The sequence below is a fragment of the Agromyces sp. NPDC058064 genome, from assembly GCF_042885275.1.
In the GTDB taxonomy this organism is placed as follows: domain Bacteria; phylum Actinomycetota; class Actinomycetes; order Actinomycetales; family Microbacteriaceae; genus Agromyces.
Window position 1 is genome coordinate 1,130,277 of record NZ_JBHVSE010000001.1, and the last position, 11,658, is coordinate 1,141,934.

The following is an 11,658-nucleotide window of genomic DNA, read 5'->3' on the forward strand; positions in this document are numbered from 1 at the left end:
GTCGCCCGAGGTGGCGACGTCACCGCATCATGGCACGGCGCGCGCGCCGGACGGCGGCGACGCGGCCCGGAGCGGGCCGTGTCGCCGCCGTGCCGGAGGGATCAGGCCGAGGCGGCGGCGAGGGCGGCGAGCTCCTCGCCGCTCAGCTCGAGCGCGAGGGAGGCGAGCAGGTCGCCGAGCTGCTCGACATTGCGGGCGCTCGCGATGGGCGCGACGACGGTCGGCTGCTGACGGAGCCAGGCGAGCGACACCGAGGCGACGGATGCCCCGTGGGTCGCCGCGACCACGTCGAGCGCGCCGAGCACCCGCGCACCGCGCTCCCCGAGGTAGGGCGCGGCTCCGCCCGCGCGCACGCTCGCACCGTCGGCGGTGACATCCGCCTCTGAGCGGTACTTGCCGGCGAGGAACCCCTTCGCGAGCGAGAAGTACGGGAAGACCGCGAGCCCCTCGCGCTCGGCGCGCTCGCGCAGCCCGTTCGTCTCGAAGTCGCGCTCGACGAGGTTGTAGTGCGGCTGCAGCGCCACCGCACGGTGGAAGCCGTTCGCCTCGGTCACGCGGAACCACTCGTCGATGCGCTCGGGCGAGTAGTTCGAGATGCCGATGGCGCGCACCTTGCCGGCGTCGACGAGCGCCGAGAGCGCGCCGACCGTCTCCTCGAGCGGCACCTCGGCGTCGTCGAAGTGGGCGTAGTAGAGGTCGATCACGTCGGTGCCGAGGCGCTGGAGCGAGGCGTCCGCCGCCGCGCGGACGTTGGCGGCGGCGAGCCCCTGGTACTCGGGGTGCGTGCTCACCTTCGTCGCGATGACGACGTCGTCGCGCGAGCCGCGCGACGCGATCCACTCGCCGATCAGCCGCTCGCTGTCGCCGCCCGTGTTGCCGGGCACCCAGTGCGAGTAGCCGTCGGCGGTGTCGAGGAAGTCGCCGCCGCCGGCGGTGAACGCGTCGAGCACGGCGAAGGTCGCGTCGCGGTCGGCGGTCCAGCCGAAGACGTTCGTGCCGAGCGAGAGCGGGGCGATCTCGAGGTCGGACGCCCCGATGCGGGCGCGTGCGGCGGTTGCGGTCTCGGTCATCGGGGCTCCAGTCGGGTCGGCAGTCAGGGTCGGCGCCGGTGAGGCGTCCCCCGGCAGTGACCACAACGACGTGTCGAGGCCGGTATTCCCGTGTTTCATCGCGTGACGACGCAACGCAGGAGGGCCTGGTGCGGGAGACGCCGGCGACGCCGCGGCCGGGCCGCCTCAGCCGGCGAGGCGCGCCGACACCTGCCACGCGCCCCGGCGCACTGCGCGCTCGAGCTGCGCCGAGCGCGCCGCGAAGTCCTTGGCCTGCACCGACACCGACACGGCGCCGACGGTGCGTCCGGCGGCGGAGCGCACGGGGGCCGCGATGCAGGCGAGCTTCGGCAGGTACTCCTCGACCTCGACGGCGAGCTGCTGCGCACGGACCTCGTCGAGCTGCTCGTTCAGCACCGCGGCATCCGTGATGCTCGAGGCCGTGAGCCGCCCGGGCGAGTGCCGCTCGAGGAACCGCGCGACCCCGGCGTCGTCGCGCGAGGCGAGCATGAGCTTGCCGAACGCCGTCGTGTGCGAGGCCTCCGAGAACCCGACGTGCAGCTGGCCGATGCGCGGGTGCTCCGGCGAGTCCTCGATGTGCGCGACCGCGATGTCGTCGCCGCGGAACACCGTGAGGTAGGCGGGCGCGCCGACCGCGAGGTGCATCGCACGCAGCGCCTGCCGCACGGGATCGGTCGCGACGAGCTGGTACTGCAGGGCGCGACCGAGCTGGTCGACCGTGCGGCCGAGGATGTACCGGTGCTCGCCCGACTGCCTCGCGAGGTAGTCCTGCCGATGCAGCGTCGCGAGCAGGCGGTACGTGGTCGACTGCCCGAGCCCGAGGCGCTGCGCGATCTCGGCGGCGGTGAGGCCGGTCGGCGCTGCGCCGACGAGCTCGAGGATGCGCAGGACGCGCTCGGCCGACTGGATGCCCGCGCCGCCGTGGCGCTCCACTGCGCTCATGCCCCGATGCTACGCCGCACCGCACGGCGCGATCGCCGTCGCCGCCGTCGATCGTCCTGCGTTTCGCACATAGTGCGAACGACGATCGACATGGATGCCCCGCGGCCGCAGAGTAGGCCGCGTCGCCGCCGACCGCGGCGGCGAGCCCGGGTCGCCGACCCGCGGCATCCGTCCCGCGCAGTGCGCACGGTCGCGAAAGCGACCCGGTATCCGGAGGCACCACCATGACCAAGATCCTCATCATCACCGGCGACGCGGCCGAGACCCTGGAGGTGCTCTACCCGTACGAGCGCCTGAAGGAGGAGGGCTTCGAGGTGCACATCGGCGCCCCCGAGGCGCGCAAGCTGCAGTTCGTCGTGCACGACTTCGTCGACGGCTTCGACACCTACACCGAGAAGCTCGGACACACCTGGCCCGCGGACATCGCCCTCGCCGACGTCGACCCGGCCGACTACGCCGCGATCGTGATCCCCGGCGGCCGCGCGCCCGAGTACCTGCGCAACAACGAGGACGCGAAGCGCATCGTGCGGCACTTCTTCGCCGCGGACGCCCCCGTCGCCGCCACGTGCCACGGCCCGCTGCTCCTCGCGGCCGCCGGGGTGCTCGGCGGTCGCACCTCGTCGATCTACCCCGAGCTCGCGATCGACGTCGAACTCGTCGGCGGCGTCTTCGAGAACGGCGGCGGCGTGGTCGACGGCAACCTCGTCACCTCGCGCGCCTGGCCCGACAACGGCACGTGGATGAAGGCCTTCCTCGGCGTGCTCGCCGAGGCCGGGGTGCGCGCCGACGGCGAGCTCGTCCCGGCCTCCGCCTGATCCGGCGTCGGCTCCGCCGTCGTGCGGCGGGGCCGACGAGCCGGGGCCGCCCGTTCCGGGGCGCGTTCAGCTCGGCGGCGTAGCATCGGAGGAACACCCTCGATGGAAGGTCTCCATGCCCGTCTCGGCTGAACCCCGCGTGGCCCTGTACTTCGACTTCGACAACATCGTCATCTCGCGATACGACCAACTGCACGGCGACTTCGCCTACCGCAAGGACACCTCGCGCTCGAAGGCGCCGTCCGCCGGCACGAAGACCGCCGAGAAGCTGCGGGAGGCGACGGTCGACATCGACGCCGTGCTCGACTTCGCGGCGACGTTCGGCACGATCGCGATCGCCCGCGCCTACGCCGACTGGTCGACGCCGGTGAACGCGAGCTACCGCGGCCAGCTCATCGACCGGGCGGTCGACCTCGTGCAGCTGTTCCCGCTCTCCGCGACGAAGAACGGCGCCGACATCCGGCTCGCGGTCGACGCGGTGGAGGACATGTTCCGCATCGACGACCTCTCGCACATCGTGATCGTCGCGGGCGACTCCGACTACGTCGCGCTCGCGCAGAAGGCGAAGCGCCTCGGCCGCTACGTCGTGGGCATCGGCGTGGCGGGCGGCACGAGCCGGGCGCTGACGGCGGCGGTCGACGAGTTCGCCGACTACGACGCGCTGCTCGCGACCGACGCCGAGGTCGACGACGATGCCGACGAGGCGGCCGCCGCCCCCGCCGAGCCCGCCCCCAACCGTCGCCGCAGGGCGTCGACGAAGACCGTGGAGGCCGCGAGCGAGGACGCGCCCGAGGCATCCGGCGGCCGTTCGCGAGGCCGGGCGAAGAGCGAGCCGAAGGCCGCGGAACCCGACGAGCCGGTCGAGCGCCCCTCGGCGCGGGTGCTGCAGTTCATGGCGCCGACCGACCCGGTGCCCGCCGAGGACGGCAGCGGCAGCCCGCGCAACCCCGGACGACTGCTGCAGAAGGCGATCGAGCTGCTGCACGCGAAGAACGACGAGGAGTGGCAGTCGTCGAGCGCGGTGAAGAACCAGATGCTGCGCATGGACCCGTCGTTCCAGGAGCGGCGGCTCGGCTTCGCGTCGTTCACCGAGTTCCTGAAGTCGCGCGGCGGCGTCGTGGAGCTCGACGAGACCGGCCGGGGGCGGGTGCGCATCCGGCCGAAGAAGGACTGAGTCCGGCGATCGCCGGGCCGCCATCACGAAAGGGGATCGAGATGAAGGCTCTGCAGTACCGAACGATCGGCCGGCCGCCCGAGGTGGTCGAGATCGACACGCCCGAGCCGGGCCCGGGCGAGGTGCGCATCAAGGTGACCGCGGCGGGCGCGTGCCACTCGGACAGCTTCATCATGGGGCTGAACGAGGAGCAGTACGTCTACGGCCTCCCGTTGACGCTCGGGCACGAGGGTGCAGGCGTCGTCGACAAGCTCGGCGACGGCGTCACGGGCGTCGAGCTCGGCGAGGCCGTGGCGGTCTACGGGCCGTGGGGCTGCGGGCGCTGCGCCCAGTGCGCGCAGGGCAAGGAGAACTACTGCGAACGGGCGGCCGAGCTGGAGATCCGTCCGCCGGGGCTCGGCGCGCCGGGCGCGATGGCCGAATACCTCGTGGTGCCCGACGCCCGGTTCCTGCTGCCGCTCGGCGACCTCGACCCCGTCGAGCACGTCGCGCTCACCGACGCGGGGCTCACGCCGTACCACGCGATCAAGATGTCGCTGCCGAAGCTCGTGCCGGGTTCGACCGCCGTGGTGATCGGCGCTGGCGGGCTCGGCCACGTCGCGATCCAGATCCTCCGCGCGCTCACGCCCGCGACCGTGATCGCCCTCGACGTCAGCCAGGACAAGCTGCGGCTCGCGACCGAGGTGGGCGCGCACCACGTGTTCCCCTCCGACGCCGAGTCGGCGACCCGGGTGAAGGAGCTCACCGGCGGCCGGGGCGCGGCGGCGGTGTTCGACTTCGTCGCGATCCAGCCGACGCTCGACGCCGGGCACGCGATGCTCGCGGTCGAGGGCGACCAGGTGCTCGTCGGGGTGGGTGCGGGCGCGCTGCCCGTCGGCATGTTGACGACCCCGTACGACGCGACGGTGCGCTCGCCCTACTGGGGCTCGCGCGCCGAGCTGTTCGAGGTCTTCGACCTCGCCCGTTCGGGGCTCGTGAAGATCGAGACCGAGCGCTTCACGCTCGACGAGGCGCCCGAGGCGTACCGGCGCCTGCACGACGGCACCCTGCGCGGGCGCGCGGTCGTCGTGCCCTGACTCGCGACGCGCACTGCTCCATCGGATGCCCCGGGGTCGCCCCGGGGCATCCGTCATGTGGTCTGACCACACGTGCTACCCTGTGGTCTGACCACACACCGCGATCGCGGTGTGCCCCGGCGGACGGCGAAGGAGCGAGCGCATGAGCGAGACGCGTGCATGGCGCACCGTGCTCGAGCACATCGAGACGCAGCTGCTCGACGGTGCCCTCCGCCCCGGCGACCGGCTCCCCGGCGAGCGCGCGCTCTCGGCCGAGCTCGGCGTCGGCCGGTCGAGCGTGCGCGAGGCCCTGCGGGTGCTCGAGGTGCTCGGCCTCATCCGCACCCAGGCCGGCTCGGGCCCGAGCGCGGGCGCGGTCATCATCGCGACCCCCGGCGGGGGCATGAGCGCGCTCATGCGGCTCCAGGTCGCGGCGAGCGGGTTCCCGGTCGCCGACATCGTGCGCACCCGGCTCATCCTCGAGAGCGCGGTCGCCGGCGAGCTCGCCGAGCGGCTCGGGCGCGGGGCATCCGACCCGATCGAGCTCGGCGCAGCCGATCGCCTGCTCGACGCGATGGACTCCCCCGCACTCACCGCCGCCGAGTTCCTCGCGCTCGACGCCGAGTTCCACCTCGCGCTGGCCGAGGCCTCGGGCAACCAGGTGATCACCGCGACGATGGCGGGGCTCCGCAGCGGCATCGAGGGGTACGCCCTCGAGGGCCTCGCGCACCTCGACGACTGGCACGCGACCTCGCAGCGCCTGCGCGGCGAGCATCGCGGCATCGTCGAGGCGATCAGGGCGGCGGATGCCCCGTCGGCACGCGCTCGCACCCACGACCACATCTCGGGCTACTACGCCGAGACCTCGATCCACCACCACTGACCCCCACCAGCACGAAAGGCAGCACCACGATGGTCAAGCGCCAGTTCCCGAACCCGAAGGAGCTCGCCGAGCTCATGCGCTTCAAGAAGCCGACGCTCGACGCGAAGCGGCGCCGGCTCGACGCCGCGCTGACGATCGCCGACCTCCGCACGATCGCAAAGCGCCGCACGCCGAAGGCGCCGTTCGACTACACCGACGGCGCCGCCGAGGGCGAGCTGTCGCTGGCCCGCGCCCGCCAGGCCTTCGAGGACATCGAGTTCCACCCCGGCATCCTCCGCAACGTGCCCGAGGTCGACACGAGCCGCGAGGTGCTCGGCGGTCCGACCGCGCTGCCCTTCGGCATCGCGCCGACCGGCTTCACGCGCATGATGCAGACCGAGGGCGAGATCGCCGGCGCCGGCGCCGCGGGCGCCGCAGGCATCCCCTTCACCCTGTCGACCATGGGCACCACCTCGATCGAGGACGTGAAGGCCGCGAACCCGAACGGCCGCAACTGGTTCCAGCTCTACGTCATGCGCGACCGCGAGCGCTCGTACGAGCTCGTGCACCGTGCGGCGGCGGCCGGGTTCGACACCCTCTTCTTCACGGTCGACACGCCCGTCGCGGGCGCGCGCCTGCGCGACACCCGCAACGGCTTCTCGATCCCGCCGCAGCTCACCCCCGGCACCGTCATCAACGCGCTCCCCCGACCCGCCTGGTGGGTCGACTTCCTGACGACGCCGAAGCTCGAGTTCGCGTCGCTGCAGTCGACCGGCGGCACCGTCGGCGAGCTCATCGACGGCATGTTCGACCCCACCATCGGGTGGAACGACCTCGACACGATCCGCGCCATGTGGCCGGGCAAGATCGTCGTGAAGGGCGTGCAGACGCTCGCCGACGCGAAGGAGCTCGCGACCCGCGGCGTCGACGGCATCGTGCTGTCGAACCACGGCGGCCGACAGCTCGACCGGGCGCCGATCCCCTTCCACCTGCTGCCCGAGGTGGCGCGCGAGGTCGGCGGCGACCTCGAGGTGCACCTCGACACCGGCATCATGTCGGGTGCCGACATCGTGGCCTCGGTGGCGCTCGGCGCCCGCTTCACCCTCATCGGCCGCGCCTACCTCTACGGCCTCATGGCCGGCGGGCGCGAAGGCGTCGACAAGACCATCGAGATCCTGTCGAAGCAGGTCGTGCGCACGATGAAGCTGCTCGAGGTGCAGACCCTCGACGAGCTCGGCCCGCAGCACGTGACCCAGCTCGCCCGGCTCACGCCGATCGCGCGCCCGGTGCAGGATGCCGCGGCGCAGGCCTCGTCGGCGGCGCCGAAGACGGTGCGTTCGCCGCGCGCGAGCAAGCCGGCCGCGACGGCCGCGACGAAGCCGGCCGCCGCGAAGCCGGCCTCGAAGCCGCGCAGCTCAGCGAAGAGCTGAGTCCGGGGCGCGGCCGCGGGTCATCCGGTCGTGGGTCCGGGGCCTCCCGATCGACGCCCGACCCCCGTGCCGCGCCCGGCCCCGCCCGCCGCGGCGTCATCCGCCGCGTTCCGGTCGTTCGGCACGACGATCGCCTGGCCGATCGTGAGCGCTGCGACCTTCTTCGCCATCTTCCGCGCCTGCTCGGCCTGCTTGCGCCGGCGCTTCAGCAGTTCGGCGCGCGCCTTCGACCGCGCCGCGGCATCCCCGCCGACGACGCGCTTCCGGTCGCGTCGGCTCGCCGCCCCTGCTCTCGGCCCGAACCGGCTCGCCGCTCGATCGAGTCGCGCGGCGGCGCGCTCGGCGCGCCTCGCCGCGAGCACGGGCGAGTCGCGACGCCCGGCTCGTGCCAGCGTCATCTCGGCCTCCGCGAAGCGCACCGCCGACTCGAGGCGCGAACGCGCCCGCGACCCCTTCGGTGATCGCTTCGCCATGCGCCGCACCTCCGCCTCGGCCGCGCGGGCGGCGTCGATCGCCTGCTTCGCCTCCTTGCGCTCACGCCTCATGCTGCCGCTCCCTCCGTACTCGACGACCCCTCCGGTCTACGTCACGCGAGTGCGCGCGACAAGGGGTTGCGGGAGCGGCGATCGGGCTCACTCCTCGTCGATCAGCGCGAGCAGTCGCTTCGCCGCGTCGCGGATGTCGTCGTGATCGAACTGCCCGGCCCGGCTCTCGAGCGAGATCACGCCGCAGCGGTGGACCTTGCGGAAGTCGCCGTAGGGAAACGAGTACGCCTGCTTCGTCTCCTCGTCGGCCTCGTCGTCGATGCCGAGGTGCCAGTGCCTGAACTCGGTCCAGCCCTTCTTCTCGACGAACGCGTTCTCCTCGTCGGTCGACGGAGCGTGCTCGCTCCAGTCGTCGCGCTCATCGCGCTCGACCTTGCCGTCGCGCACGAGCGAGCGCGCGTGGCGGAGCGCCGTCTCGTTCAGCCTGATCGCCATGTCGTTCCTCCTTCGCTCCCGACCCTGTCTACGTCGCAGTTCGCGACATCGACAAGGGGGTTGCGGGCGGGGAGCCGAGCGCGCGGCTACCGCGTGCGCTCGTACTCCGAGAACACGACGCCGTTGCCGAAGACCTGCGTGGCGACCTCGGTGAAGCCGGCCGGCGCATACGGGCGCGGGCCGAACAGCGGGATGCCGCCGCCGAAGAGGATGGGGTACCGCTTCAGCACGAGACGGTCGATCTCGTCGGCGAGCTGCGCCGCGAGCGCGCCGCCGCCGCACAGCCAGATGCCCGAGCCGTGCTCGGCCTTCAGCTCGCGCACGAGCTCGACCGGGTCGCGCCGCACCGTCTCGACGCCGGACCCCGTCGCCTCGTGCTCGCGGCTGAAGACGAGCTGCCGCAGGTGGCGGTAGGGGCTGTCGACGCCGAACGGCAGGCCGACGGCGTAGGTGTTCCAGCCCATCAGCACGGTGTCGAAGGTGCGCCGATCCTGCGCGAGCCCGATCGCCTCGGCCGCGTCGGTCGGGACGGTGTCGGCGAAGCGTTCGTTGATCGCCGCCATGTGCTCCCCTTCGACCGGGAACGCGTCGAACTCGCCGTTCGGGCCCGCGATGAACCCGTCGAGGGTGACGGCGACGTAGTAGCTGAGTTCTCGCATCAGTTCTCCATTCACAACATCTGTCGTGATCGCAGACTACAACAGATGTTGTTGTTAGATCCACTCAACCGCTACATCTGTCGTGATCCCGGGCTAGACTCCAGGGCATGGCCCGCAACGACGAACGTCGACGCCTCCTCGCCGACGCCGCGATCACCGTGCTCGCCGACGAGGGAGCGCGCGGCCTCACCCACCGCGCCGTCGATCGTCAGGCCGGGGTGCCGGTGGGCACCGCCTCGAACTACTTCGCGAGCCGCGACGCCCTCATCGCCGGGCTCATGGCACGCATCGGCGAGCGGATCAGCCCCACCGCTGAAGACCTGGACACCCGGGCGGCGCAGCCCGCCGGCCCGGCGCTCTTCGCCGACTACCTCCGCGACATCGTCCGGCGGCTCAGCGACGAGCGCGAGGTCACGATCGCGCTGTTCGAACTGCGGCTCGAGAGCACGCGCCGCCCCGAGGTCGCCGCAGTGCTGCGCGAGTGGCAGCAGGCGGGCTTCGCGGGCGACGTCGCCTTCAACCGCCAGGCCGGCCTGCCGGGCGGCCCCCGCGAGATCGCCCTCTTCCACTACGCGATCGACGGCCTCCTGCTCGACCGGCTCACCTCGCCGATCGACCCCGAGACCTCGACCGACGAGGTGATCGACGCACTGGTCGACGGGCTGCTGCGCTGAACCCCGCGCGCCTACGATGAGGCGGGGGGAGGTTCGCATGTCGAAGGCCACGGAGGCGACCGGATCGGACGAGCCCGCCGCCGAGCCTGCGGGGCCCGAATCTCCCGTCGGCCAGGAGTCGTCCTCGGCCCGCAGCACGCCCGGCCCCGCTCCTGCCGCGCTGCGCCGCTATCTCCGGCGCTTCGGAACACGCCGCACCGCCCTCGCCGACGCCCGTGCCGGCATCGTGCTCGGCGTCGAGAGCATCCCCGACGGACTCGCGGCGGGTGTACTGGCCGGCGTGAATCCCGTCTTCGGGCTCTACGGGTATCTCTTCGGCACGCTCGGCGGGGCGCTGTCGACCGGCTCGGTGTTCATGTCGGTGCAGGCGACGGGAGCGATGTCGGTCATGATCGCCGATGTGCCGACGGTGACCGGCGCCGCCGACCAGGGCGCCGCCGTCGCCACGCTCGCCGTGCTCGCCGGCGTCGTCATGCTCGGTCTCGGGCTCGCCCGCCTCGGCTCGCTCGTTCGCTTCATCCCGACCGCCGTGCTCGTGGGCTTCATCAACGCGGTCGCGGTGAACATCGTGCTCGGGCAGCTCGCGAACCTCACCGGGTACGCGGGCGAGGGCGAGAACCGCATCGCCCGCACCATCGACACCTTCCTCCATGCGTCATCCATGCACCTGCCGAGCCTCGTGATCGGCGCGATCACGGTCGCGCTCATCCTCCTGCTCGAGCGCACTCCCCTCGGAGCGCTCTCCATGGTCGTCGCCGTCGTCGCCGGATCGGCACTGGCCCTGGTGCCGTGGTTCGGCGAGGCCCCGGTCGTCGGCGACCTCACCGCGGTTCCGGGTTCGCTGCCGTCGCCGGTACTGCCTGATCTGACACTCGCCCTCGAGCTCGCGGTGCCGGCCGTCTCACTCGCCCTCGTCGGACTCGTGCAGGGAGCCGCCATCTCGAGTGCGATCCCGAACCCCGACGGCCGCTACCCCGATGCCTCGGCCGACTTCAGGGGGCAGGGCATCGCGAACCTGGCGAGCGGGGTGTTCCAGGGCATGCCGGTCGGCGGCTCGATGTCGGCGACGTCGATCGTCCGCGCAGCCGGCGCCCGGAGCGCCCTCGCCAACCTGATCGCCGGTGTCGTCATGATCCTCGGCATCCTGACGCTCGGCGGACTCATCGCCGAGGTGGCGATGCCCGCCCTCGCGGGTCTGCTCATCCTCGTCGGCGTGCGCACCTTCAAGCCGCGCGATCTCGTCATGGTGTGGCGGACCGGTCCCATCCAGGCGAGCGTCGTCGCCGTCACCTTCGTGCTGACCCTCATCGTGCCGCTGCAGTACGCGGTGCTCGTGGGGGTCGGCCTCGCGGTGGTGCTGCACGTGGCGAGGCAGTCGAATCGTGTCGTGATCAAGCGCTGGGAGTACGACGGCGCGAGCCCGCACCCCGTCGAGACGACTCCGCCGAGGGTGTTGACGCCCGGCGAGATCGTCGTGCTCGTGCCCTACGGCAGCCTGTTCTTCGCGGCCGCGCCGGTGTTCGCCGGGCAGCTGCCCGAGATCCCCGACCGCTGCGAGGGCGCCGTGGTGGTGCTGCGCATGCGCGGCACCGACGAACTCGGTTCGACCTTCATCCGCGTCGTCACCGACTACGCCGAGCGCCTGCGGCGCGCGGGCGGCGCGCTCATCCTCGTGGGCCTCGGCGAGCGGGTGCTGAACCAGCTCGACGCGACGCGTGCGGCCGACGCGATCGGGCGCGACCGGCTGTTCGCCGCCACACCGCGAATCGGGGACTCGATCGACGCCGGGCTCGCTGCGGCGCGCGCGCTCACTGAGCGCGGCGCGCGGGCCGAGCCCGACGACGCGCGGTAGCGCACGAACCAGACGAGCATCAGCGCGGAGCTCACGAGGTAGAACGCGTGCAGGAACCAGATCGGCCCGAACGGCATGCTCAGCACATAGACGGTGTACAGCGCGTTGCCGAGATTCGTGATGACGAGGTTGCCGACGCTGTACG

At 72.4% G+C, this 11,658-nt stretch carries 12 protein-coding genes; 7 read left to right on the forward strand and 5 right to left on the reverse strand.

Going from position 1 to position 11,658, the window contains the following annotated elements:
- Window positions 1–101 precede the first annotated feature (101 nt).
- Window positions 102–1,070 carry an aldo/keto reductase gene (locus ACFVSL_RS05220; protein WP_386939088.1) on the reverse strand — a complete coding sequence of 323 codons (969 nt, stop codon included), beginning with the start codon at window positions 1,068–1,070 and terminating at the stop codon, window positions 102–104.
- A gap of 165 nt (window positions 1,071–1,235) precedes the next feature.
- On the reverse strand, window positions 1,236–2,012 hold the full coding sequence (locus tag ACFVSL_RS05225) for an IclR family transcriptional regulator (protein ID WP_386939089.1): 777 nt from the start codon (window positions 2,010–2,012) through the stop codon (window positions 1,236–1,238).
- A 224-nt stretch (window positions 2,013–2,236) separates the two neighbouring features.
- Between ACFVSL_RS05225 and ACFVSL_RS05230 the strand changes: the two genes are divergently transcribed.
- The 5 genes from ACFVSL_RS05230 to ACFVSL_RS05250 all read left to right on the forward strand — a co-directional run bounded on the left by ACFVSL_RS05230 (window position 2,237) and on the right by ACFVSL_RS05250 (window position 7,348).
- Complete coding sequence (locus ACFVSL_RS05230; protein WP_386939090.1) at window positions 2,237–2,827, forward strand: DJ-1/PfpI family protein; 591 nt, start codon at window positions 2,237–2,239, stop codon at window positions 2,825–2,827.
- A 115-nt stretch (window positions 2,828–2,942) separates the two neighbouring features.
- Window positions 2,943–4,001: an NYN domain-containing protein gene (locus ACFVSL_RS05235; protein ID WP_386939092.1), complete on the forward strand. Its 1,059-nt coding sequence runs from the start codon at window positions 2,943–2,945 to the stop codon at window positions 3,999–4,001.
- Window positions 4,002–4,042: 41 nt separating this feature from the next.
- Window positions 4,043–5,077 carry an NAD(P)-dependent alcohol dehydrogenase gene (locus tag ACFVSL_RS05240; RefSeq protein WP_386939094.1) on the forward strand — a complete coding sequence of 345 codons (1,035 nt, stop codon included), beginning with the start codon at window positions 4,043–4,045 and terminating at the stop codon, window positions 5,075–5,077.
- Window positions 5,078–5,219: 142 nt separating this feature from the next.
- Window positions 5,220–5,939: a FadR/GntR family transcriptional regulator gene (locus tag ACFVSL_RS05245; RefSeq protein ID WP_386939096.1), complete on the forward strand. Its 720-nt coding sequence runs from the start codon at window positions 5,220–5,222 to the stop codon at window positions 5,937–5,939.
- 29 nt (window positions 5,940–5,968) lie between these two features.
- Window positions 5,969–7,348, forward strand: coding sequence for an alpha-hydroxy-acid oxidizing protein (locus ACFVSL_RS05250; protein ID WP_386939099.1), 1,380 nt, complete (start codon window positions 5,969–5,971; stop codon window positions 7,346–7,348).
- Between the two features lie 20 nt (window positions 7,349–7,368).
- Here the strand turns inward: ACFVSL_RS05250 and ACFVSL_RS05255 are convergent, their stop codons facing one another.
- From ACFVSL_RS05255 to ACFVSL_RS05265, 3 genes are all read right to left on the reverse strand, one after another.
- Window positions 7,369–7,893: a hypothetical protein gene (locus ACFVSL_RS05255; RefSeq protein WP_386939101.1), complete on the reverse strand. Its 525-nt coding sequence runs from the start codon at window positions 7,891–7,893 to the stop codon at window positions 7,369–7,371.
- 87 nt (window positions 7,894–7,980) lie between these two features.
- Window positions 7,981–8,328, reverse strand: a complete 348-nt coding sequence (locus tag ACFVSL_RS05260; RefSeq protein ID WP_386939102.1) for a hypothetical protein — start codon at window positions 8,326–8,328, stop codon at window positions 7,981–7,983.
- 86 nt (window positions 8,329–8,414) lie between these two features.
- Entirely contained in the window at window positions 8,415–8,987 is a 573-nt protein-coding gene (locus ACFVSL_RS05265) for a dihydrofolate reductase family protein (protein ID WP_386939104.1), read from the reverse strand.
- Between the two features lie 107 nt (window positions 8,988–9,094).
- On the opposite strand from ACFVSL_RS05265, the gene ACFVSL_RS05270 reads away from it, so the two are divergent.
- Both ACFVSL_RS05270 and ACFVSL_RS05275 read left to right on the forward strand, forming a co-directional pair.
- Entirely contained in the window at window positions 9,095–9,661 is a 567-nt protein-coding gene (locus ACFVSL_RS05270) for a TetR/AcrR family transcriptional regulator (protein ID WP_386939105.1), read from the forward strand.
- Window positions 9,662–9,698: 37 nt separating this feature from the next.
- The gene (locus ACFVSL_RS05275; protein WP_386939106.1) at window positions 9,699–11,513 is read left to right on the forward strand and encodes a SulP family inorganic anion transporter; all 1,815 of its coding nucleotides are present in this window, start codon (window positions 9,699–9,701) and stop codon (window positions 11,511–11,513) included.
- Window positions 11,514–11,658 lie beyond the last annotated feature (145 nt).